This is a genomic window from Pseudomonas sp. YY-1 (assembly GCF_002843095.1).
Classification (GTDB): domain Bacteria; phylum Pseudomonadota; class Gammaproteobacteria; order Pseudomonadales; family Pseudomonadaceae; genus Aquipseudomonas; species Aquipseudomonas sediminis_A.
This window is the reverse complement of sequence record NZ_PJLX01000002.1, coordinates 186,429-209,609: the sequence shown is the minus strand read 5'-3', so window position 1 is coordinate 209,609 and position 23,181 is coordinate 186,429. Positions and strand designations below refer to the sequence as shown.

20 protein-coding genes and 3 tRNA genes are annotated in these 23,181 nt (G+C 61.6%); 14 read left to right on the top strand and 9 right to left on the bottom strand.

Annotated elements, in window-relative coordinates:
- The 4 genes from CXP40_RS03740 to yacG all read left to right on the top strand — a co-directional run bounded on the left by CXP40_RS03740 (position 1) and on the right by yacG (position 3,068).
- Positions 1 to 1,221 carry a type II secretion system F family protein gene (locus tag CXP40_RS03740; RefSeq protein WP_106732630.1) on the top strand — a complete coding sequence of 407 codons (1,221 nt, stop codon included), beginning with the start codon at positions 1 to 3 and terminating at the stop codon, positions 1,219 to 1,221.
- On the top strand, positions 1,222 to 2,091 hold the full coding sequence (locus tag CXP40_RS03735; RefSeq protein WP_157831674.1) for an A24 family peptidase: 870 nt from the start codon (positions 1,222 to 1,224) through the stop codon (positions 2,089 to 2,091). It begins immediately after the preceding gene.
- 177 nt (positions 2,092 to 2,268) lie between these two features.
- Positions 2,269 to 2,877, top strand: a complete 609-nt coding sequence (coaE, locus tag CXP40_RS03730) for a dephospho-CoA kinase (RefSeq protein ID WP_106732629.1) — start codon at positions 2,269 to 2,271, stop codon at positions 2,875 to 2,877.
- Positions 2,874 to 3,068 (top strand): DNA gyrase inhibitor YacG, encoded by a 195-nt coding sequence (gene yacG, locus CXP40_RS03725; RefSeq protein ID WP_099522571.1) that lies wholly within the window; start codon positions 2,874 to 2,876, stop codon positions 3,066 to 3,068. The genes coaE and yacG overlap by 4 nt, the downstream gene beginning before the upstream one ends.
- A gap of 113 nt (positions 3,069 to 3,181) precedes the next feature.
- On the opposite strand, the gene CXP40_RS03720 is transcribed toward yacG, so the two are convergent.
- Together CXP40_RS03720 and CXP40_RS03715 are read right to left on the bottom strand one after the other, a co-directional pair.
- Positions 3,182 to 3,397: a hypothetical protein gene (locus tag CXP40_RS03720; protein ID WP_106732896.1), complete on the bottom strand. Its 216-nt coding sequence runs from the start codon at positions 3,395 to 3,397 to the stop codon at positions 3,182 to 3,184.
- Positions 3,398 to 3,502: 105 nt separating this feature from the next.
- Positions 3,503 to 4,192, bottom strand: a complete 690-nt coding sequence (locus tag CXP40_RS03715) for an energy-coupling factor ABC transporter permease (RefSeq protein WP_106732628.1) — start codon at positions 4,190 to 4,192, stop codon at positions 3,503 to 3,505.
- A 197-nt stretch (positions 4,193 to 4,389) separates the two neighbouring features.
- Here CXP40_RS03715 and CXP40_RS03710 point away from each other — a divergent pair, with 197 nt between their 5' ends.
- The 5 genes from CXP40_RS03710 (at position 4,390) to CXP40_RS03690 (ending at position 9,195) form a co-directional block, all read left to right on the top strand.
- Positions 4,390 to 5,019, top strand: coding sequence for a DUF1780 domain-containing protein (locus CXP40_RS03710; RefSeq protein ID WP_106732627.1), 630 nt, complete (start codon positions 4,390 to 4,392; stop codon positions 5,017 to 5,019).
- The gene (locus tag CXP40_RS03705) at positions 5,016 to 5,564 is read left to right on the top strand and encodes an MOSC domain-containing protein (protein WP_106732626.1); all 549 of its coding nucleotides are present in this window, start codon (positions 5,016 to 5,018) and stop codon (positions 5,562 to 5,564) included. The genes CXP40_RS03710 and CXP40_RS03705 overlap by 4 nt, the downstream gene beginning before the upstream one ends.
- 24 nt (positions 5,565 to 5,588) lie before the next feature.
- Positions 5,589 to 5,762 carry a DUF3094 family protein gene (locus CXP40_RS03700; RefSeq protein ID WP_099522576.1) on the top strand — a complete coding sequence of 58 codons (174 nt, stop codon included), beginning with the start codon at positions 5,589 to 5,591 and terminating at the stop codon, positions 5,760 to 5,762.
- 63 nt (positions 5,763 to 5,825) lie between these two features.
- Positions 5,826 to 7,127, top strand: coding sequence for an NAD(P)/FAD-dependent oxidoreductase (locus CXP40_RS03695; protein ID WP_106732625.1), 1,302 nt, complete (start codon positions 5,826 to 5,828; stop codon positions 7,125 to 7,127).
- A 187-nt stretch (positions 7,128 to 7,314) separates the two neighbouring features.
- Positions 7,315 to 9,195 carry a potassium transporter Kup gene (locus tag CXP40_RS03690; protein WP_106732624.1) on the top strand — a complete coding sequence of 627 codons (1,881 nt, stop codon included), beginning with the start codon at positions 7,315 to 7,317 and terminating at the stop codon, positions 9,193 to 9,195.
- Positions 9,196 to 9,241: 46 nt separating this feature from the next.
- Here the strand turns inward: CXP40_RS03690 and CXP40_RS03685 are convergent.
- From CXP40_RS03685 to CXP40_RS03675, 3 genes are all read right to left on the bottom strand, one after another.
- A tRNA-Lys gene (locus CXP40_RS03685) sits at positions 9,242 to 9,317 on the bottom strand.
- A gap of 5 nt (positions 9,318 to 9,322) precedes the next feature.
- Positions 9,323 to 9,399 (bottom strand) — tRNA-Pro (locus CXP40_RS03680).
- 9 nt (positions 9,400 to 9,408) lie between these two features.
- Positions 9,409 to 9,484: transfer RNA gene (locus CXP40_RS03675), tRNA-Asn, on the bottom strand.
- Positions 9,485 to 9,690: 206 nt separating this feature from the next.
- On the opposite strand from CXP40_RS03675, the gene CXP40_RS03670 reads away from it, so the two are divergent.
- Together CXP40_RS03670 and CXP40_RS03665 are read left to right on the top strand one after the other, a co-directional pair.
- Positions 9,691 to 12,015: a DUF1631 domain-containing protein gene (locus CXP40_RS03670; protein ID WP_106732623.1), complete on the top strand. Its 2,325-nt coding sequence runs from the start codon at positions 9,691 to 9,693 to the stop codon at positions 12,013 to 12,015.
- Between the two features lie 9 nt (positions 12,016 to 12,024).
- On the top strand, positions 12,025 to 12,357 hold the full coding sequence (locus tag CXP40_RS03665; protein WP_099522580.1) for a PilZ domain-containing protein: 333 nt from the start codon (positions 12,025 to 12,027) through the stop codon (positions 12,355 to 12,357).
- A 64-nt stretch (positions 12,358 to 12,421) separates the two neighbouring features.
- Here the strand turns inward: CXP40_RS03665 and ettA are convergent, their stop codons facing one another.
- Complete coding sequence (ettA, locus tag CXP40_RS03660) at positions 12,422 to 14,089, bottom strand: energy-dependent translational throttle protein EttA (RefSeq protein WP_099522581.1); 1,668 nt, start codon at positions 14,087 to 14,089, stop codon at positions 12,422 to 12,424.
- Between the two features lie 514 nt (positions 14,090 to 14,603).
- Here ettA and CXP40_RS03655 point away from each other — a divergent pair.
- Together CXP40_RS03655 and glyA are read left to right on the top strand one after the other, a co-directional pair.
- On the top strand, positions 14,604 to 18,761 hold the full coding sequence (locus tag CXP40_RS03655) for an EAL domain-containing protein (protein ID WP_371916926.1): 4,158 nt from the start codon (positions 14,604 to 14,606) through the stop codon (positions 18,759 to 18,761).
- 147 nt (positions 18,762 to 18,908) lie between these two features.
- Complete coding sequence (glyA, locus tag CXP40_RS03650; protein WP_106732622.1) at positions 18,909 to 20,162, top strand: serine hydroxymethyltransferase; 1,254 nt, start codon at positions 18,909 to 18,911, stop codon at positions 20,160 to 20,162.
- A gap of 61 nt (positions 20,163 to 20,223) precedes the next feature.
- On the opposite strand, the gene CXP40_RS03645 is transcribed toward glyA, so the two are convergent.
- Positions 20,224 to 20,730, bottom strand: coding sequence for a DUF3015 domain-containing protein (locus tag CXP40_RS03645; RefSeq protein WP_106732621.1), 507 nt, complete (start codon positions 20,728 to 20,730; stop codon positions 20,224 to 20,226).
- 165 nt (positions 20,731 to 20,895) lie between these two features.
- Between CXP40_RS03645 and CXP40_RS03640 the strand changes: the two genes are divergently transcribed.
- Complete coding sequence (locus CXP40_RS03640) at positions 20,896 to 21,267, top strand: PilZ domain-containing protein (RefSeq protein WP_099522584.1); 372 nt, start codon at positions 20,896 to 20,898, stop codon at positions 21,265 to 21,267.
- A 161-nt stretch (positions 21,268 to 21,428) separates the two neighbouring features.
- On the opposite strand, the gene CXP40_RS23780 is transcribed toward CXP40_RS03640, so the two are convergent.
- Together CXP40_RS23780 and radA are read right to left on the bottom strand one after the other, a co-directional pair.
- The gene (locus CXP40_RS23780; protein ID WP_177429622.1) at positions 21,429 to 21,575 is read right to left on the bottom strand and encodes a hypothetical protein; all 147 of its coding nucleotides are present in this window, start codon (positions 21,573 to 21,575) and stop codon (positions 21,429 to 21,431) included.
- A 183-nt stretch (positions 21,576 to 21,758) separates the two neighbouring features.
- Entirely contained in the window at positions 21,759 to 23,117 is a 1,359-nt protein-coding gene (gene radA, locus CXP40_RS03635; RefSeq protein WP_106732620.1) for a DNA repair protein RadA, read from the bottom strand.
- Positions 23,118 to 23,181 lie beyond the last annotated feature (64 nt).

The following is a 23,181-nucleotide window of genomic DNA, read 5'->3' as shown; positions in this document are numbered from 1 at the left end:
ATGGCGGAAAAAGCTCTAAAGACCAGTGTTTTCACCTGGGAAGGCAAGAATAAAAGCGGTGCCGTCGTAAAAGGAGAAATCAACGGACAGAACCCGTCCTTGGTTAAGGCACACCTACGCAAGCAGGGGATCAACCCCACCAAGGTGCGCAAGAAGTCGAGCCTATCCTTGGGTGGCGCAGGCAAGAAAATCAAGCCAATGGACATCGCGCTGTTTACGCGGCAAATGGCCACCATGATGAAGGCGGGTGTGCCGCTGCTGCAGTCCTTCGACATCATCGCCGAGGGCTTCGACAACCCGAATATGCGCAAACTAGTTGATGAGGTTAAGCAAGAAGTAGCTGGTGGTAACAGCTTTGCTGCATCACTACGCAAGAAACCGCAATACTTCGATGAGCTGTATTGCAATCTGGTGGAGTCCGGTGAACAGGCAGGCGCTCTTGAGAACCTACTGGATCGCATCGCTACCTATAAGGAAAAAACCGAGGCACTGAAAGCCAAAATCAAGAAGGCGATGAATTATCCTATTGCAGTAATCGTGGTTGCAGTCATCGTTTCAGCCATTTTGCTGATCAAGGTGGTACCACAATTTGAGGAAGTATTTGCCAATTTTGGCGCCGAGCTTCCAGCCTTCACTCAAATGGTGATAGGTATTTCCCAAGTCATGCAAGAGTGGTGGTTCGTTTTCCTGATCATAATATTCGCTGCGGCTTTTGCCTTCAAAGAAGCCTTGAAGCGCTCGCAAAAGCTTCGTGACTCCGTTGACCGTGGCGTCCTGAAGCTCCCTATTGTTGGCGACATCCTCTATAAGTCTGCCGTTGCCCGCTTTGCACGAACCCTTTCCACTACATTTGCGGCAGGCGTACCGCTGGTAGATGCGCTCGATTCGGTAGCGGGTGCAACCGGCAATGTTGTGTTCAGGAACGCTACCAACAAAGTCAAGGCGGACGTTTCCACAGGCATGCAGCTGAACTTCTCGATGCGTACCACCGGCACCTTCCCCAGCATGGCGGTGCAAATGACCGCCATCGGCGAAGAATCGGGCTCACTGGATGAAATGCTCGACAAAGTGGCCAGCTTCTATGAGGCTGAAGTGGATAATATGGTCGACGGCCTTACCAGCCTGATGGAGCCTCTGATCATGTCTGTTCTCGGTGTACTGGTCGGCGGTCTGATCATCGCTATGTACCTGCCTATCTTCCAGCTGGGTTCCGTCGTCTAAATGCTTGTGATCTACTTCCTGGCCAGCCATGTGCTGGCGTTTGTTTTGTGTGCTCTGCTGCTGGGTCTGCTGGTCGGTAGCTTCCTCAATGTAGTGATCTACCGTCTACCCGTGATGCTGCAACGCGATTGGCAGAGTCAGGCGCGCGAGGTGCTGGAATTGCCGCCGGCACCGACCGCTCAGACCTTCAACCTTATCCTGCCCAACTCCTGCTGCACGCAGTGCGGCCATGAGATCCGCCCTTGGGAGAACATCCCAGTCATCAGCTATCTGTTCCTGCGCGGCAAGTGCTCGAACTGCAAAACCCCGATCAGCAAGCGTTACCCCATCGTCGAACTGACATGTGGGCTGCTTTCCGCTTACATCGCCTGGCATTTCGGTTTCACCTGGCAGGCCGGGGCGATGCTGGTGCTGGCCTGGGGGCTGTTGGCAATGAGCTTGATCGATGCTGATCACCAGATTCTGCCCGACGTGCTGGTGCTGCCACTGCTATGGCTGGGCTTGATCGTCAATTACTTCGGGCTGTTCACCAGCCTGGAAGATGCTCTGTGGGGGGCGATTGCCGGTTACCTGAGCCTGTGGTCGGTGTACTGGCTGTTCAAGCTGATCACCGGCAAGGAAGGCATGGGTTATGGTGACTTCAAGCTGCTGGCCATGCTCGGGGCCTGGGGTGGCTGGCAGATTCTGCCGCTGACCGTTCTGCTGTCGTCGCTGGTCGGCGCGGTGCTGGGGGTCATTATGCTGCGCATGCGTGGCAGCGATTCCGGCACGCCGATTCCCTTCGGCCCTTATCTGGCGATTGCCGGGTGGATCGCCCTGCTGTGGGGTGATGTGATTACCGGCAGTTATCTGAAGTTCGCTGGGTTTTGAGCTAACCCAGCGACACTCGTCACTCCCGCGAAGGCGGGAGTCCAGGAGTTATCCTGACTCCACGAGCTGGGTCCCCACCTTCGCGGGGATGACGGATCGCGGCACACGCGGTTCGCATCATCCAGCAATCCCCCCTACAATCGCGGCCTTGAGCAATAACGAGGCTGCATTGGCGTCATGAAACCCTGGATACTCGGCCTGACTGGCGGCATTGGCAGCGGCAAGAGCGCAGTGGCGCAAGGCTTTATCGAACGTGGCGTACACGTGGTAGACGCCGATCACGCAGCGCGCTGGGTGGTCGAGCCAGGCCGGCCAGCGCTGACCAAGATCATCGAACACTTCGGTGCAGGTGTACTGCAAGCGAATGGCGAGTTGGACCGCGCCGCGCTGCGTAAGCTGATATTTGCCGCCCCCGAGCAACGCCGCTGGCTGGAAAGCCTGCTGCACCCACTGATCGGCCAGGAGATCGTTCAGGCGTTGGCGCGCGCAGAATCGCCCTATGCGATTCTGGTGTCGCCACTGCTGGTCGAGTCCGGTCAACGGCAGATGACCCAACGCATATTGGTCGTCGACACACCGGCCGAGTTGCAGGTGCAGCGCACCATCGCCCGCGACCAGAGTTCGGAAGAACAGGTTCGCGCCATCATGCAGGCTCAGGCCAGCCGCGAAGAGCGCCTGCGCCATGCCCACGACGTACTGGTCAATGATCGAGACAGGGTTTGGCTGGACGCGGAGGTCGAGCGCCTGCACAACTTTTATCTGACCCTGCGTGGAGGCCAACCATGACCACGACCGTTCAATGCCCCACCTGCGGTGCGCCCGTCGAGTGGAAAACCGAGAGCATCTATCGTCCGTTCTGCTGCGAGCGTTGCAAGCTGATCGACCTGGGCGCCTGGGCCGCCGAGGAGCATGCGATTCCCGGCAATGACCTGGAAGACGAGATGTTCAGTGGCGATCTGCCGACGCGGCCGCATTGATCCATCTCGCCCTGTAGGAGCCCCGCCCCCGGGGCGAAGCTTTTGGCCTTAGCGTCGCCTCGCTCGACCATTCGCCGCGGGGCGCGGCTCCTACATAAGCAGAATCGGGAACGTCAGGGACGCATAAAGGCGTAGTCGCGGTCATCATCGAGGTTGTCGGCGAGAAAGTGCAGTTCATGCGCCAGCTCCTGGGGATCACGCAGCGCCTTGCTCCGCTGGACGACCTCCGACAGCAGCGCACGCAATGCCACGACTGTCTCGTAGCCCTGCACGTCGGCGTCATGCAAGTCGTCCTGAACAACGTTTCTTGCCCAGCTGTGAACACTCATCTCAAGTCCCTCGGGGGCGTTTCTCACAGCATGGCGGCAGGCCCGTTTCGGATATTGACGGGGATCAATCCGCTCACGGCATTCAATTGGCCAATACGGCGTCATTCACTCGCCGCGATCGCTCTCCTTCCAGGGCGCCTGCAGGTAACGGCTGCGGTTGAAGGTTTCCAGCCAGTCCGGGTAAAACACCACCAGAGCAGTGACGATGGTGCCGTTGATGAACGCTTCGGGGAACGCCACCAGCCACAGGTAGCCGGCAAAGTCGTCCAGCCAGGGCGGCATGGGGAACAGCCCGTCCATCCACAACAGGGCGAGACCGCCGAGCAAGGTCATCAGGGTCGCCAATGCCGCCGGGAAGAACCCGCAGAAGAAGATATAGACGAACAGGTTGCGCGGCTGCGCGCGCTCCACACGTAGCGCGCACAACTCGGTGATCAGAGTAGGGACCAGCACCAGCAACACGCCGTTGATGCCGAGCGAGGCCAGGTCCATACGGCCGATAGCCAGCAGGCCAAGCTGCGCCGCCAGGCCGGCCAGCACGGCAAGTGGCCAGTCGAGTAGCAGGGTCACGGCAGTCATACCGATGAAGTGATAGGAAAGCCCGGAGTCGAAATCGCGACGCACCAGCCACAGCAAGAACAGCGCGAGCATGGTGCCGAACAGCAGATGCTGGCGGCGTAGATCACTGAACAGCTCGACCCAGGGCGCCCGCGCCACCGCCCAGAGCAGAGCTAGCCCGTAGACCAGCCAGCCGACCAACAAGGTGGAGAACGCCAGCAGGTTGGAAGCGATCATGCGCGCACACCCTCTCCTTCATTCATCGCCATGCCCGGCAGTCTACACCGGTACTCGGACTTGATTTTGCCGGCAGAGCACTTGCCCTGCCATTGATCGACAACAGCCAACGAAACCCTGCTGGATTTCCACGCTCACCGGAACGACTGGAGTTGCAGCACTGGCATGCGGGTAAGCGCTACGGCTAAGCTTTGGTCATGGACGATTCCGATTACCTGCGCTTACTCACGCACCAGGCCGAACAGGCCAATGCCTTCCTCTCCAACGCGAAGAAATGGGAGCGTGAGCGCTGGGTTTGTCAGCGCCTACTGCAGGCCTTGAACATACGCCATCACAGCGACGACTTCACACCCAGTGGCCAGGAGCCACCGGACGTGCTGTTTCGCGATGCCAATTTCGAAGTGTTTTTCGTGCTCGATGAAGGCCGGCGCCTCAATGACGAGTGGCGCGCCGAGCTGGAGCGTCGCCGCAGCGCCTTTTCCCTCAGCCAGTTGGTCCGGCGCGAAGCACGCCCCAAACGTATTGCAGCCAGCGAGATGCAGGCGCGTCTGGCGCCGACCTTGCGCAAGAAGGCGCATAACTATCGCGAGCGTGGCATCGACCTAGGCGAACTCGATCTGGTCGCCTTCGTCAGCCTCAAGCGCGCCGTGCTCGACTGCAACAGCCACTTCCCGCCGCCCACCGAATATCTGCGCCAGGGCTGGCGCTCGCTGTCGCTGGTTGGCCCGCGCTTCGCCCGCGTGCTGTTCGCTCACCCGGACGCGCCGGATTTTCTGCGGCACAACCTCGGGCGCAGTCTGCTGTTCGACATCGGAATCGGCCTATGAGCCCCTTGCAGGAATTGCTCGCCGAGGTGCCGCAGGTCGGCCAGGTACGCTGGATAGGGGTTCGCCCCAAGGCGCGCGAGGCGATGCTCGAAGTCGAGGCCGTGGAAGCGCGGCGTGAAGCCGGCCTGACCGGCGATCACAGCCGCCCCGGGCCACGCAATGCACGCCAGGTCACGCTGATCCAGTGGGAGCACCTAGCCGTGGTTGCCGCCCTGCTCGGCCGCGATGCGCCCATGCTACCCAGCGAGCTGCGCCGCAATATCGCGGTTGCCGGCATCAATCTGTTCAGCCTGAAGGGTCGGCGTTTTCGCATCGGCCAGGCACTGCTGGAGACCACCGGCTGGTGCCAACCCTGCGCCCGCCTGGAGGAACGTCTCGGGCGCGGTACCTTCCAGGCCATGCGTGGCCATGGCGGTATCACCGCTCGCGTGATCGAGGGCGGCATCATCCGCCTGGAGGACGACGTAAGCGTGGAAACCCTCGAAACGATATCTGACCCGCAGGACAACGACGCTCGCCAAGGCTGGCGGGCACGCCTAGAATAGCCGCATTCAAGCAGAGGCCCACCCATGACCAGTCGCCTGAGCCCCGAAGACCAACAGAAAGTCGACCAATACCTGAGCGCACCGCAGCATCAGGTCGAACGTCAACCGTTTCGCGTTTGGCGTCTGCTGGCGGTGGTCCTGGTCGTGACTATTGGCCTGGGTCTGCTGAGCCGCCTTCTGAGTCGACTGGTGCTATGAGCTGCCTTGCGCTCGCCCTCTCGCACTCACACCGCTTTTTTCAAAGCCTTGTGAGCAATATCCATGTCCCATCGCATCGTGATTGTCGGCGGCGGCGCCGGCGGTTTGGAGCTGGCCACCCGCCTTGGTAGAAAATTGGGCAAGAGTGGCGCTGCCCGGATCATTCTGGTCGACGCCAACCTCACCCACATCTGGAAGCCCCTGCTGCACGAAGTAGCCGCCGGCTCGCTGAACTCCTCGGAAGACGAACTGAACTACGTGGCCCAGGCCAAGTGGAACCATTTCGAGTTTCAGCTCGGCCGCATGTCCGGACTGGACCGTGCTGGCAAGAGCATCACCCTGGCACCGACGCTGGATGACGACGACCAGGTGCTGATGCCTGAGCGCAGCATCAGCTATGACAGCCTGGTGATCGCCGTCGGCAGCACCACCAATGACTTCGGCACGCCCGGCGCCGCTGAGCACTGCATTTTCCTCGACACCCGCGCGCAGGCCGAACGCTTCCACCGGCGCATGCTCAGCCACTACCTGCGCGCGCATGCCAGCGAGAGCGAAGACGGCTCGAAGATCGATATCGCCATCGTCGGTGCCGGTGCCACTGGTGTCGAGCTGGCTGCAGAACTGCACCATGCCGCCAAACAGCTGGCTGCCTATGGCCTCAATCGCATTCGCCCCGAAGACATGCGCATTACCCTGATCGAAGCCGGGCCGCGTGTACTACCTGCCCTGCCCGAGCGCATCGCGCGGCCGGTACATCAGACCCTGGAGAAGCTCGGCGTCACCGTACTGACCGGCGCCGCCGTCAGTGAAGTGACTGCCGATGGCCTGAAAACCGCCGACGGCAACTTCATCCCGGCCAGTCTGAAAGTCTGGGCGGCCGGCATTCGCGCCCCCGGCTTTCTCAAGGATCTCGATGGACTGGAGAGCAACCGTATCAATCAGCTGCAGGTGCGTCCGACCCTGCAAACGACCCTCGATGACGACGTATTCGCCTTTGGCGACTGCGCAGCCTGCCCGCAGCCGGGCACGGAGGGCCGCAACGTGCCGCCCCGCGCCCAGGCCGCACACCAACAGGCGTCGCTGCTGGCCAAATCGCTACGCTTGAAGATCAGCGCCCAGCCGCTGCCGGAATACCGCTATCGCGACTACGGCTCGTTGATTTCGCTGTCGAGTTTCTCTGCAGTCGGTAACCTGATGGGCAACCTGACCGGCAGCGTCATGCTCGAAGGCTGGCTGGCGCGAGTGTTCTACGTGTCGCTCTACCGCATGCACCAGATGGCCCTGTATGGCGTACCACGTACCCTGCTGCTGATGCTCAGCGACCGCATCGGGCGCAGCACCGAACCACGTCTCAAGCTGCACTGAAGCTGTCTATACTGGGGCACGGACGCCCCAGTCGCTGGCGAGCGTCCTGCTCGCCAACATCTGCCCATTCGAGGCATCGCGCATGAATACGCAATGACCCGGCAACGCCCCGCCTTCAGCCGCGCCACAGGTTCGGCAACTACCTGACATCCCCATTCCAGAATCCGCCTGCAACGGAGCATCGCAGATGCACCCAAGCAATACGCCTGCCGCCAGACCCTCGGCCATTGCACTGCTGATCGCCGCTACCGGCGTGGTCTACGGCGATATCGGCACCAGCCCGCTGTACACCCTGAAGGAAGTGTTCAAATACGGCGTAGCGCCCAACCATGAGGGCGTACTGGGCATTCTCTCGCTGATCATCTGGTCATTGATCTGGGTGGTATCGGTCAAGTACGTACTGTTCATTCTGCGCGCGGACAACGACGGCGAAGGCGGCGTCATGGCCCTGACCTCGCTGGCTCAACGTGCCGCACGCAACTACCCACGCCTGCGCAAGGTGCTGCTGCTGATCGGTCTGTTCGGCGCGGCGCTGTTCTTCGGCGACAGCATGATCACCCCGGCAATCTCGGTGCTGTCGGCGGTCGAGGGTCTGCAGGTCGCCTTCGACGGCATCGAACGCTGGGTCGTGCCACTGGCACTGGTGATCCTGGTCAGCCTGTTCCTGATCCAGAAACACGGCACAGCGCGCCTTGGCATTCTTTTCGGGCCGGTCATGCTGCTCTGGTTCAGCGTGCTCGCGCTGCTGGGCATCCATGGCATCAGCCAGTACCCGGAAGTGCTCAAGGCGCTGAACCCTTACTGGTGCATCCACTTTTTCATCGTCCACCCCGGCATCGGCTTGGCCATCCTTGGCGCCGTGGTGCTGGCACTGACCGGCGCCGAGGCGCTGTATGCCGACATGGGCCACTTCGGTCGAAAGCCCATCGCCCGCGCCTGGTTTTTCCTGGTACTGCCGGGTCTGTTGCTCAACTATCTGGGGCAGGGCGCGCTGATCCTCGCCAACCCGGCCGCCGCACACAACCCGTTCTTTCTGCTGACACCAGGCTGGGCACTGCTGCCGATGGTGGCACTGTCCACTCTGGCCACGGTGATCGCCTCCCAGGCGGTGATCTCCGGCGCGTTCTCGCTGACCCACCAGGCCATCCAGCTGGGCTATATCCCGCGCATGTTCATCCAACATACCTCGGATACCGAACAGGGGCAGATCTACATTGGCACCGTGAACTGGATGCTGATGATCGGCGTCGTGCTGCTGGTGCTCGGTTTCGGCTCATCCAGTGCCCTCGCCTCCGCCTATGGCGTGGCGGTGACCGGCACCATGCTGATCACCACGCTGCTGGCCGCTGCCGTGATGCTGCTTTTGTGGAACCTGCCCAAGTGGCTTTCCCTGCCGATACTCGGTGGATTCCTGCTGGTCGACAGCCTGTTCTTCATCGCCAACCTGCCCAAAGTCCTGGCCGGCGGCGCTTTCCCGCTGGTCGCCGGGATCGTCCTGTTCGTATTGATGACCACCTGGAAGCGCGGCAAGGAGATCGTCTTCGAGCGCTTGGGCGAGAATGCCCTACCACTCGATGTGTTCAGCGACAGCATCGCCCGCCAGCCCCCACATCGCGTCAAAGGCACTGCGGTGTTTCTGACCGCACGTACCGACAGCGTGCCGCATGCGCTGTTGCACAACCTGCTGCACAACCAGGTGCTGCATGAGCATGTGGTGTTGCTGACGGTGATCAGCGAGGACAGCCCGCGCGTTGCCGCCAGCAAGCGCGTGCAGGTTCAGGAACATGGTGAAGGCTTCTACCGCGTTCTGCTGCACTTCGGTTTCAGCGAACGCCCCGATGTGCCGTTGGCGCTCAGCCAATGCCAGGTTCCCGGGCTGAGTTTCGAGCCGATGCACACCACCTACTTCATCAGCCGGGAAACGGTGGTCTCGACCCGCCGCATTGGCATGGCCCGTTGGCGCGAGATGATCTTCTCCTTCATGCTGAAGAACGCCAACAGCAGCCTGCGCTTCTTCAACCTGCCGCTCAACCGCGTGATCGAACTGGGTACTCAGGTGGAAATCTGAAACGCAGAAACGACGAAGCCCGCACTTGGCGGGCTTCGTCGTTGTATGGTGGGTCGTGTAGGATTCGAACCTACGACCAATTGGTTAAAAGCCAACTGCTCTACCAACTGAGCTAACGACCCAAAAATGGTCGGGGTAGGGGGATTCGAACTCCCGACATCTTGCTCCCAAAGCAAGCGCGCTACCGGACTGCGCTATACCCCGATAGGAAGTTGGCTCCGCGACCTGGACTCGAACCAGGGACCCAATGATTAACAGTCATTTGCTCTACCGACTGAGCTATCGCGGAACTTCGGTCTTCCAGCTCTTCTGCGCTTTGGCTTTCGCTTTACCGCTTCAGAGGCGCGCCATTTTACGTAGCAAAATTTCCCTGTCAACCCCTGCAAACTGCTTTTACGACAATGCTTTGCAGGCAAGCCATGGACTACTATATGTTTCATCGAACTATGGCACGACGCAGGACGCGCCAGCCGAAGACGCCAGCCAGGACAGTCCATGAGCAACCAGGACAAGCCCCCCATTCATCCCAAGGTGGTCAGCCTCGCCAGCCGCGGTATACAGCCGCGCTTCAGCGACCTGGTACAAGCCTGCCGCAAGCTGGTGATGAATCGCCTGGCGGAGCATCTGAGTGGTGTATTCGGCCAGGTCGATGACACCCTGTTCGAATGTGCCGAGAAGGCTGAGAACAACAAGGTGCAGACGCTGTTCTTCGACAACATGCGCGAGATCCGCCGCCAGCGCCCGCAGATCGAGCGCAGCTACCACCAGACCATTGCCAACAATTTTTCCGATTTCCTCGACGGTAAGTTGCAGGATCAGACACCGGCCACACTCGACCCCGAGCAATTGGCCCTGGTGCAGAACGAGGACTACGAAGAAACCCTGCAAGTCACCAATATGGTCAGCCGGGTCAAGGCACGCTGCACCCAGCCACTATTTGCCCTGGAGCAACGCCTGGCGTTGCTCAACAACGGTCAGAAGCTCGGCGAGGACAGCAACCCCTTCGGCCCACAGGCCATTGCTCAGGCGTTTCGCGATGCGCTGGCGCCCTGCCCCTTCCCGCTGCAGATCAAGACCATCCTCTACATGCTCTTCGATCGCCATGTGATGCAAAGCCTCGATTCACTCTATGGCGCACTCAACCAGCGCCTGATCGATGCCGGCGTGCTGCCCAACCTCAAGTACAGCGCACAGATCACTCAAAGCGTCAGCCGCCCAGATGCCCCAACGAAAGAAGCCCCGACACCCCAACAACAAACACCAGGCAGACCGGGGAAAAGCCCTGCGCCCGTAGAGCCGGCCCTGCTCGACCTGGACCTCAGCGCACCGCCGCCCAGCGAGCCGGGCGCGTTGTTCAGCGGCTTGTCCAGCCTGCTTGGCGAGCACCGCCAGAGCCACCCTGACGCTCCACTACTCGGTGGCACACGAAGCATCATCAGCTTCTCCCCGCGTGAGGCCAGCCGCACCTACAGCGCCAGCGAACTGCTCGCTGCGCTCAACCGCATGCAACAGCAGTCAGCCCACGAACTGGCCCAGCGCCTGCATCAGCCGCAGGCCGTTGAAGGCCTCAAGGCCGACCTGCAGCAGCAGCTGGAATCACACAGCAGCCTGCCCGGCGATAGCAAGGTGTCCGATCAGGAAGCCGACGTGATCGACCTGGTTGGCATGCTGTTCGACTTCATCCTCGATGACGAGAACCTGCCGGACGCTTGCAAGACCGCGCTGTCGCACCTGCATACGCCTTATCTAAAAATCGCGCTGCAAGACAAGGCGCTGTTCACCCAGCACCACCATCCGGCGCGGCGCCTGCTCAACACCATGGCCCAGGCCGGTGTGCTGTACGGCAACGAGGGCGACGAACGCGGCCTGCTGGCCAAGATGCAGTGGGTGGTCGAACGGGTGATTCACGGTTTCAGCGGTGATCTGGGGCTGTTCGACAGCCTGATCGAGGAGTTCAACGAATACGTCGAAACCCTGCGCCACAAGGTCGAGCTGCGCGAACGCCGCGCGGTCGAGGCAGCCAAGGGCCGTGATCGCCTACTGGGGGCTCGCGAGCAGGCACTCGAGGTGATTCAGCGATGCATCGGGCAGCGCAACCTACCGACAATCATCCGCAATTTCCTCGAGCTGACCTGGGCCGATGTGCTGGTTTTCGTCCTGCTGCGCCATGGCGAGCAAAGCACGGAATGGAAGCGCTCCTGCGAAGTGGCCGAGCAGCTGGCCTGGAGCGGCACGCCGCTGAACGAGACAGAGGCGCTGCAATTGCAGGAACACCGCGTGCCGATGCTCAGCGACCTGCGCAAGGGCCTGGAATTGCTCGGCGGCTATCACGAAGACGGCATCCGTCGCCTGCTGCAGGACCTGGTGGCCTGCCAGCATGCGGTGCAAGCCAAACAACCGCAGTTGGCCGCCCAGCTCAAACCCACCCTGCCAGAAAGCCCCTTGGGCGCCATGCTCGGCGAGGATGCCGATCTGGCTCGCCAGGCACCCTCGCGCAGCAAGCTCTCGGCGCGCGCACAAGCCCTGGCCAAGGAGCTGGCCAACGTCGAATTCGGCACCTGGTTCGAGTTCGTCGATGGCAGCAAGAGCCGCGTACTCAAGCTTTCCTGGTTCAGCCCGACCACGCACAACTACATGTTCGTCGACCACAGTGGCCAGCGCGTGGCGATCAAGCCGCTAACCCTGCTGGCCAGTGAGATGGAAAAGGGCCTGGCCCGTATCGTGACACCCGAACGCGCGACGCCACTGGTCGATCGCGCGCTGACTGCCATCTACCGTGTGCTGCAGCGCTTCACTGGGCGCACGGCCGAACCCCGCTGAGGAATTTCCATGGAAGAGCGTCGTCAACACAGCCGCCATGGCACCGAGATGCAGCTGGAGGTCTTCGACCTGAACAGCGGGCAGCGCCTGGGCCGCATCGTCGACCTGTCTGCCGATGGCTTCATGCTGTTCAGCGACACCCCCCACACCGCTGATGCGGTGCTGGAATGCCGCCTGGTGTGCACCACAGGTAGCGATGCGGTACAGGAAGTACATCTGGGCGCCGACTGCCTGTGGAGCCGCCCCGGCGCTGACGGCCAGCATTGCTGGGCGGGCTTTCATATCATCGATCTGGCCGAGGACCAGGCCAAAGCGCTGGAGAGCCTGCTGGCCAGGCTCTGAACCAGCCGCGCGCCGCCACAACGAAAAACGGAGCCCGAAGGCTCCGTTTTTTCATCTGGCGAACTTACTGCGCCAGCTTCTTGTAACGCACACGGTGCGGCTGCGCGGCAGCATCGCCCAGACGTTTCTTGCGATCGGCTTCGAACTCGGTGTAGTTGCCTTCGAAGAAGTTGACCTTGCCGTCGTCCTCGTAGGAGAGGATGTGCGTGGCAATACGGTCGAGGAACCAGCGATCGTGGGAAATCACTACCGCGGCGCCCGGGAAGTCCAGCAGCGCCTCTTCCAGCGCACGCAGGGTTTCCACGTCGAGGTCGTTGGACGGTTCGTCGAGCAGCAGCACGTTGCCGCCCTGCTTCAGGGTCAGCGCCATGTGCAGGCGACCGCGCTCACCACCGGAGAGGTCCTTGACGAACTTCTGCTGGTCGGCGCCCTTGAAGTTGAAGCGACCGACATAACCGCGCGACGGCACTTCATAGTTGCCGACCTTGATCATGTCGAAACCGTCGGAAATCTGCTCCCATACGGTCTTGTTGCCTTCGAGCGCCTCGCGGCTCTGCTCGACGCTGGCGATCTGCACGGTTTCACCGATTTCGATGCTGCCGGCGTCCGGTTGCTCCTTGCCGGTGATCATGCGCAGCAGGGTCGACTTACCCGCACCGTTGCCGCCGATCACGCCGACGATGGCGCCTTTCGGAATGCTGAAGGACAGGCCATCGATCAGCACGCGGTCACCGAAGGACTTCGAGACATTGACGAAGTCGATGACCTTGTCGCCCAGCCGCGGGCCAGCCGGGATGTAGATCTCGTTGGTCTCGCTGCGCTTCTGGAATTCCTGCGACTGCATTTCCTCGAAGCGCTGTAGGCGCGCCTTGGACTTGGACTGACGCGCCTTGGCACCCTGGCGTACCCATTCCAGTTCGGCCTTCATCGCCTTGGCGTGCGACGCCTCGGCCTTGGCTTCCTGGGCCAGACGGTTGGCCTTGGACTCCAGCCAGCCGGAGTAATTGCCCTCGTAGGGAATACCGTGGCCGCGGTCAAGTTCGAGAATCCAGCCGGCGACATTGTCTAGGAAGTAACGGTCGTGGGTGATGGCCACCACGGTGCCGGGGAAGTCGTGCAGGAAGCGCTCCAGCCAGGCCACCGAGTCGGCGTCCAGGTGGTTGGTCGGCTCGTCGAGCAACAGCATGTCGGGGGCCGACAGCAGCAGGCGGCACAGCGCCACGCGGCGCTTCTCACCACCGGACAGGTGCTCGATCTTGGCGTCCCAGGCCGGCAGACGCAGAGCGTCGGCGGCGACTTCCAGCTGGCGCTCCAGGTTGTGGCCATCGGAAGCCTGCAAAATTGCTTCGAGTTTGGCCTGCTCGGCAGCCAGCGCGTCGAAGTCGGCGTCCGGCTCGGCATAGGCGGCGTAGACCTCGTCGAGACGGGCCTGGGCCTGCTTGATCTCGCCTACCGCCTCTTCGACGATGTCGCGCACCGTCTTGCTCGGGTCGAGCTGCGGTTCCTGCGGCAGGTAGCCGACCTTGATACCCGGCATCGGACGGGCTTCACCGTCGATCTCGGTATCGACACCGGCCATGATCCGCAGCAGCGTGGACTTACCGGCACCGTTGAGGCCCAGCACGCCGATCTTGGCGCCTGGGAAGAATGACAGGGAGATGTCCTTGAGAATTTCACGCTTCGGCGGGACGACCTTGCTGACCCGATGCATGCTGTAGACGTACTGAGCCATGGAGAACCTGACTGATGAGAATTGGGAGCTGAAAACGGCGCGCCACGCAGGTCGCGTGAAAAAATGATGAATGCGTTGAGGGGCTATGTTCGCGTTAGCTGTTGTACACCCTGTAGGAGCGGATTTATCCGCGAAATTCGCGGCTGAAGCCGCTCCTACCGAAAAGCCAGGGTCGTTAACGTGCGCTAGCCACCAGTTTTCACACCACCTACGTGTACGCAATGTGCAGAGACCTTAGCCCCTGCGGAGGCGAACGCCAAGTACCGCGCGGACAGTTCACGCGCGCGGCGCAAAACTACCGGAATGTGCGTGACAGGGCAAACCTACGTTCGTCGGCATAGCTGGCACTTGGCCACGTTTGCAGGCATGCTAGCCGGCTCGCGCGAGCGCAGCCATGCTCGCGCGTCCCAACGCTTAAAATAGCCCAGCACTGGCTGCAGGTTCTCAGAACGTGTCGACTCCCTCATCCCTGCCTTCCTTCTCCCCGGGCGAGTCGCGCGCACCGAAGCGTCGCATGGCGCTGAGGCGCGCACTGGTCGTGTTGGTGCTGGCGATCCTGGGATTGCTGTCCTGGCAACTGCCCCAGGAATATCGACAGTTGCTTGATAGCCAGAAGCAGCTGAGCCAGGGTTACAGCATCCAATTGGCCAAGCACTTGAGCCTGAACATGCGCCTCAAGGCGCAGGCGGGCCAGGCGATATTGCAAGGCAGCCCAGCACGCGCTGGCGACGGCAGCGCGCTGGTCGCCTCATTGCGCAGCATTTTCCCGACCCTCGACAGCGTGGCCTGGCTCGATGCCAACGGGCGATTGCTGGCCGACAGCGCCAGTGAGTCACGCGACCTCAGTTTCATTCGCAACCAGCAGCAACGCAGCGGTACGGAGCCCTATCACTTCGCTTTTAGCGCACTGGACGGCGGCGCGCTCTACCTGCTGCTACGCCAGCCTGACGACAGTCACCGAGTATTGCGCATGCGTACCAGTGCACTGCGCGGTTGGCTGCGCGAACAGCACCAGAGCGAGTACAACTGGTTACTTGAAGATCTGCTCAGCCACCGCGTGATAGCGCGCGCCGACGACCTGCAACAGACAGGCAGCATCATCGCCCCGGTTACCGCGGCAGAACAGGCGCAGAGCCTGGAGCTGATCACCCTGCCCGGCAGCGACTGGCAACTGCGCGCTCTGTTCGATGCAGAGCGCGCCGGCAACGAGCTGATGCCGACTCTGGCCGGCAAGTTTTTGCTGTTCGCACTGTGCAGCCTGCTTACCCTACTGGTTCTGTACGGCCTGCAACGCGAGCAACGCAGCCTGCAGCGCCTGAATACCGAAACACGCCGTTCGCTGCGCCAGGCCGCCAGTGCCCTGAGCGCCGTCGAAGAGCGCATTCTGGTGACTCAGGCCGACGGCAAAGTGCGCTACCTGAACCCACAGGCCGAAGCGATGTTTGGTGTTCCCAGCGAGACAGCCCGGGAACTCCATTTGCTCGATCTGCTGCCCGATCTCGACCCCCTGCTGCTCAACAGCCCACAACTGAGCAGTGATCTGGGAGCGGAGCTGATCAGAGTCGAAAGCGAGGGGCGCGAGCGCCTGTTCGCCGTGACCCGTAGCGATATCAGCGAGGTCGGGCGCCATGCCGGTTACGTCTGGGTGCTGCGCGATGTGACCGATGAACAGCAGGCCATGCGCGTACTGCAGGAAACCCGCAGGCGCTACCAGGACATCTTCGATGGCACCGGCGTGGCTCTGTGCGTGCTCGATCTCTCCGGCCTGCGCAGCCTGTTGCTGCAGCACAAGTTGCGCGATGCGGCGGGTTTGCAACGCTGGTTGCAAGCCGATGCCGAGCATCAGCAACTGCTGATCGCGCAGTTGCGCATTACCGAGGCCAACCAGGTGGCGCTAAACCTGCTCGGGGTGAAGTCAACCGAACAGGCCTGGCAACAACTGATCGACAACGGCCCGGTACAGTCGGACGACCTGTGTTACCGCCTGGCCGTGGCCGTACTCGAAGGCCCCAACCTGATGGAGCTGGAAACCCAGCTGGTCACCGCACAAGGCTTGCAGCGTCACGTCTGGCTGGTGCTGCGCCTGCCGGAAATGCTCCAGGACTATCAGGCAGTCACCCTGAGCATCAGCGACATCACCAGCCGCAAGCGCATCGAGCTGTCGCTGATCGAGCGTGAGCGTTTCTGGTCCGAAGTGGTTCGCTCGGTTCCCGACTTGCTCTACGTGCATGACATGCAGAACAAGCAGGTGCTGTTCAGCAACCACAGCCTCGGACTGCAGCTGGGCTATAGCATCAGCGAGCTCAAGGCGATGAGCAGGGACTTCTGGGAGCAGGTACTGCACCCGGACGACAGCGAATACTACTGGCGCATCCGCAACCTGCAGAAAGTGGTCGGCAACGGTTTGCTGCTCGAATCAGTGCTGCGCTGGCGTCACCGCGACGGCCAGTGGCGCTGGTTCAGCATCCGCGAACAGGCCCTGGCGCGCGATGATCGCGGGCGCGTCAGCCGCCTGATCGGCGTGGCCAAGGACATTACCGAGCAGATCGAGCGCAACCAATCGCTGCGTGACAGCGAGCAACGCTACCGCCTGCTGGCGGAAAGCATCAGCGACGTGATCGTCTCCACCGACGACAGCCTGAACCTGAACTACGTCAGTCCGTCGGTCGAAGCCATGCTCGGTTACGACGCCGAATGGGTGACGACCAACGGCCTGCAAGGCCTGGCGGCCAATCCGCAGCAGCTCGCCAGCCTCTACCTGCTGCTCGAGCGGATTCGCGACTCACTCGGCGAGCAGGATCGACTCAACCGCTTGCGCGATGAACTGCCAGATCAGCTGTTCGTCTTCGACTGCCTGCGCGCCGATGGCCACAAGATCCCAGTGGAACTGCGCCTGGTCTTGATGTGGGACGAGAACGGTCGCTTCGAGGGCATCCTCGGCGTCGGCCGCGACGTCAGCCAGCAACGTCGCGCGGAAAAAGACCTGCGCATGGCTGCCACGGTATTCGAACATTCCACCGCAGCGATTCTGGTGACCGACCCGGCCGGTTACATCGTACAAGTCAACAAGGCCTTCAGCCGCGTCAGCGGTTATTCCGCCGGGCAAGTGCTCGACCAGCTTCCAGGCATGCTCACCGCCGATCGCCAGCAGGCGGCACACCTGCAGTACATCCTCGGCCAACTCAACCAGCGTGGCAGTTGGGAGGGCGAAGTGTGGCTCAAGCGCAAGGGAGGGGAAAACTTCCCTGCCTGGGTCGGCATCACCGCGGTACATGACGAAGAAGGTGACCTGGTCAGCTATGTGTGCTTCTTCAGCGACATCAGTGAACGCAAGGCCAGCGAGCAGCGCATCCACCGCCTGGCCTACTACGACGCCCTGACCCACCTGCCCAACCGCACCCTGTTCCAGGATCGCCTGCACAGTGCCCTGCAACATGCGGACCGGCATGATGAATGGGTGGTGTTGATGTTCCTCGATCTCGACCGCTTCAAGCCGATCAACGACTCGCTCGGCCACGCTGCGGGCGACCGTATGCTCAAGGATGTGGCCGTGCGCCTGTCGGCCTGCGTCGATGGCGACGACACCGTGGCGCGCATGGGCGGCGACGAATTCACCCTGCTGCTGCAGCCGCGCGCCACCCGCGAGGGCGCACTGAATCGCGCCATTCATGTCGCTGAGCAGATTCTCTGCAGCCTGGCCCGCCCCTTCGTGCTCGAAGGCCGCGAGTTCTTCGTCACCGCCAGTATCGGCATCGCCCTCGCCCCGCAGGACGGTAGCGAACTGAGCCAACTGATGAAGAACGCAGACACTGCGATGTATCACGCCAAGGAGCGCGGCAAGAACAACTTCCAGTTCTACCAGGCCGACATGAACGCCAGCGCCCTGGAGCGTCTGGAGCTGGAAAGCGATCTGCGCCACGCCCAGGAGCAGGGCCAGTTCGTCCTGCATTATCAGCCGCAGTTCTCCGGCGACGGCAGTCGCCTGACAGGGGCCGAAGCGCTGCTGCGCTGGAACCACCCGAGCCGCGGCCTGGTATCACCCACCGAGTTCATTCCGGTGCTGGAAGAGCTCGGCCTGGTGGTCCAGGTCGGCGAATGGGTACTGGAGGAAGCCTGTCGCCAGTTCAAGGCATGGCAAGAAGAGCAGATACGTATCCCCAAAATCTCGGTCAACCTGTCGGCCCGTCAGTTCGCCGAAGGTGATCTGAGCGCACGGATCGCCACCATTCTGGACAGAACCGGCGTGGCTCCGGCCTGTCTGGAGCTGGAGCTGACTGAAAGCATATTGATGCGTGACGTCGCCAGCGCCATGCAAACGCTCGGCAACCTCAAGCGTTTGGGACTGTGCATTGCGGTGGATGACTTCGGCACCGGCTACTCGTCGCTGAACTACCTCAAGCAGTTCCCCATCGACGTCTTGAAGATTGATCGCAGCTTCGTCGACGGCCTGCCCGATGGTGAACAGGACGCGCAGATCGCTCGCGCGATCATCGCCATGGCGCACAGCCTGAACATGATGGTGATCGCCGAGGGCGTGGAGAGCCAGGCACAACTGGACTTCCTGCGCGAACACGACTGCGACGAAGTGCAGGGCTACCTGCTGGGTAGACCGATGCCCGCTCGGCAGCTCACCGCCCAGTTCAGCGGCGCAGCGCTGTTCATGCTCAGCTGACTGGCCGAACACCAGCAGGCCCTGCTCCAAACTCAGCATGAAGGCCATTTGTCAGGCTCATGACCGACCTTCATATGCCTGAATGCGACCTTTGCGGTAGAATCCGCCGCCTATTTCTTCCGCCCAACTGGTTTTCAGGGGATTGCCATGTTCAGCCGTGATTTGAACCTCGCTCGTTATGACGCCGAACTCTTTGCCGCGATGGAGCAAGAAGCTCAGCGCCAGGAAGAGCACATCGAGCTGATCGCCTCGGAAAACTACACCAGCCCGGCGGTGATGGAAGCCCAGGGCAGCGTGCTGACCAACAAGTACGCTGAAGGCTATCCGGGCAAGCGTTACTACGGTGGCTGCGAGTACGTCGACGTGGTCGAGCAACTCGCCATCGACCGCGCCAAGGAACTGTTCGGCGCCGACTACGCCAACGTCCAACCTCACTCCGGCAGCCAGGCCAACAGCGCTGTATACATGGCCCTGCTCAACGCCGGCGATACCGTACTGGGCATGAGCCTGGCCCACGGCGGCCACCTGACCCACGGTGCCAGCGTCAGCTTCTCCGGCAAGATCTACAACGCCGTGCAGTACGGCATCAATGATCAAGGCCTGATCGACTACGACGAAGTCGAGCGCCTGGCCGTCGAGCACAAGCCGAAGATGATCATCGCCGGCTTCAGCGCCTACTCGCAGGTGCTCGACTTCCCGCGTTTCCGCGCCATCGCTGACAAGGTCGGCGCCTACCTGTTCGTCGACATGGCTCACGTGGCCGGCCTGGTCGCCGCCGGTCTGTACCCGAACCCGGTCCCGTTCGCCGACGTGGTCACCACCACCACGCACAAGACCCTGCGCGGCCCGCGCGGCGGCCTGATCCTGGCGCGCAAGAACGAAGAGCTGGAGAAGAAGTTCAACTCCGCGGTATTCCCGGGCGGCCAGGGCGGCCCGCTGGAGCACGTCATTGCTGCCAAAGCCGTGTGCTTCAAGGAAGCGCTGCAGCCTGAGTTCAAGACCTACCAGGCGCAGGTGATCAAGAACGCCCAGACCATGGCCCAGGTGTTCATCGACAATGGCTACGACGTGGTTTCCGGTGGCACCGAGAACCACCTGTTCCTGCTCTCGCTGATCAAGCAGGACATCACCGGCAAGGATGCTGACGCCGCCCTGGGTCGCGCCTTCATCACCGTCAACAAGAACAGCGTTCCGAACGATCCGCGTTCGCCGTTCGTCACCTCCGGCCTGCGTATCGGCACCCCGGCCGTGACCACTCGTGGCTTCAAGGAAGACGAGTGCCGTCAACTGGCAGGCTGGATCTGCGACGTACTGGCCAACATCGGCAACGATGAAGTCGAAGGCCGCGTGCGCGAGCAGGTCAAAGCCCTGTGCGCCCAGTTCCCGGTTTACGGCAACTAAGGCTCAGCCTGAAACGAAGAAGCCCGCCAATTGGCGGGCTTCTTTTTGCCTGGGATTTGCCTCAGGCCGGTTGTTTCACATAGCGCGCTAGTTGCGCATCACGGCTCATCACGTCGAGGGTAGCGGCCAGCACCTGCTCGCTGGTGGCATCGGCTTGGCTGAAGATGCTGCCGAAGTTGTCGTGGGTGACCTTGGCGAAGTGCGCACGATCCTTGGCCTCCACACCCAGCAAGGTGGCGTAGGCGTCCAGCGCTTCACCCTGGCCCATGGCCATGTCTTCAGCGATGGAGTCGAGCATACCATTCATCGCCAGCATGGAGCGGCCGTTGTAACCCAGCGCGCCGCTGGTGTCGCAACCATTGGTACCCGAGGTCATACCGAAGGTGGCATTACCGAAGGTGCCGTTGGTGGTGGTGGCCAGAAAATGCGGGGCTATGCCACGCTGCCCTTCGAACAACATGTTGCCCCAGCCGCAGCCATTGCCACCCGCAGCGTCGGCAAATGCGCCAACACTGGCCATGCTCAACAGGCCGAAGACCAAACCTTTGCCTAGCAGTCGCTTGCTCATGTCTATCGCTCCGCATTATCGAGTAATGAAAACCACACAAGGAGCTTTGGTGAGACTTGGCCACCTGTCAAACTGATGTGCCTCAGCTGTGCCCTGCGACACAGCGGCAAAGCACGGGGCCGTCAGCCTTGGCTATAGTGATGTAAATCCTTCAGGAGTATGGGCATGAGTGAATCAGCCAACGAGCGTCGGCGCTTTCAGCGCATCGCCTTTGACGCCCCCACCGTCATCGCTCAAGGTGAGCGGCAATGGTCGGCAGCTCTGCACGATGTTTCACTCAAGGGCCTGCTGATCAAGACCCCGCGTGACTGGAACGGTGACCCGAACCAGCCCTTCGAAGCCCTTATCGAACTGGGAGACGAAGCCAAGGTAAAGATGGAAGTGGTGCTGACGCGCACCCAGCCGCAGTCCCTCGGCTTCGTCTGCCGCCATATCGATCTGGACTCCATCAGCCACCTGCGCCGCCTGGTCGAACTCAACCTTGGCGATGAACAGCTTCTGGAACGCGAACTGGCAGCGCTGGGCGAAGACGACTAGGTTCTATACGAAAAGTCGTCGAGCGAAGGTCAGGCGAGGCAAAAACCGGTGAGGAACGGACTGGGCTCGCACTCGAGTTTACGAGTGGTAAATGAGCATTCCGAACCGGTTTTTAACGAAGCATCACCGAGCGCAGGCACTTTTCGTACAGAGCCTAGTGGTCAGTGACGCAGGCAGGCCGCCTCTGCCTGCTCACGGCGCTGGCGACGCGCCTGAATACGCTGCGCCTCACGACGTGCATCGCGCGACTCGACTGCTCTGGCGTCGAAGTTGAAAGCCCGGGAAAAGAAATCGAAGAACAGGAACATGGTGGCATCTCCTTCAGTGGATACACCTTCATGCTGCGCGCCGATAGCCTGCTACCTATTGATCTCGGTCAGTTTTCGCCCCGCCCCACTCGCGGCAGAACGCCGCATGCGTGGATCGCGGCTGTAGCCCCTCCCACAGCGGACTCCTGACACCTGCGGGAAGGGCTTTAGCCACGACTTGGCTTATTCGAACAGCGCATCCAGCGCCTGTTCCAGCCGCGTGACAGCGACGACCTGCAGCCCAGGCGGCGCCTCCTTGGGCGCGTTGCCCTTGGGCACGATGGCACGTTTGAAGCCGTGCTTGGCTGCCTCTTTCAGGCGTTCCTGACCACTCGGCACAGGGCGTATCTCGCCAGACAGGCCGATCTCGCCGAACACCAGCAGGTCGTGCTGCAAAGGCCGGTTACGCAAGCTGGAGATCACCGCCGCCATCAACGCCAGGTCAGACGCCGTTTCCAGCACTTTGACCCCACCAACCACATTGAGAAACACGTCCTGGTCATAGGTCGGGATGCCGCCATGGCGATGCAGCACCGCCAGGAGCATGGCCAGACGGTTCTGATCGAGGCCCAGAGTGACGCGGCGCGGGTTGCCCAGATGGCTGGTGTCGACCAGCGCCTGCACCTCCACCAGCATCGGCCGCGAGCCTTCCCAGGTGGCCATCACCACACTGCCGGGCACCGCCTCCTGAGCGCGAGTGAGGAAGATCGCCGAGGGGTTGGAGACTTCCTTCAAGCCCTTGTCGGTCATGCCGAACACACCTAGCTCGTTGACCGCGCCGAAACGGTTCTTCACCGCCCGTAGCAGGCGCAGACGACCGTCGGACTCACCCTCGAAATACAGCACGGTATCGACCATGTGCTCCAGCACGCGCGGGCCGGCCAGCGCGCCTTCCTTGGTCACGTGGCCGACGAGAAAGATCGCCGTGCCGCTCTGCTTGGCGAAACGCACCAGCAGCGCCGCACTCTCGCGCACCTGGGCGACACCGCCTGGCGCCGACTGCAGCTGCTCGGTGAAGATGGTCTGAATCGAGTCGATCACCATCACCTTGGGGTTTTCTTGGCGGGCAGTGGCGATGATCGTCTCGATGCAGGTTTCGGTCATGACCTTGAGCTTGTCCTGCGGCAGGTCCAGCCGCCGTGCACGCATCGCCACCTGCTGCTGCGACTCCTCGCCAGTAACGTACAAGGCCGGGAAGCGTTGGGCGATGTTGCACAGGGTCTGCAGTAGGATGGTCGATTTGCCGATGCCTGGGTCACCACCGATCAGCACCACCGAGCCATCGACCAGGCCGCCGCCAAGTACCCTATCCAGCTCACCGGAAGCGGTGGAAAAACGCGGAATTTCCTCGACACTGACCTCAGCCAGGGTCTTGATATTGGCCTTGTCGCCGGCCCAGCCTGTGCGACCGCTGGGCGTAGCGCCCTCGACCACGGTTTCCACCAGGGTATTCCAGGCGCCGCACTCGCCACACTGCCCGGCCCACTTGGGAAAGGTGGCGCCACACTCGGTGCAGCCGTACATGCGTTTTGCCTTGGCCATGGGGAAATAGTCCTGCCTGTTGAGCGAAGGCTGGAACGATACCGAACTACTGGATAGATTTACA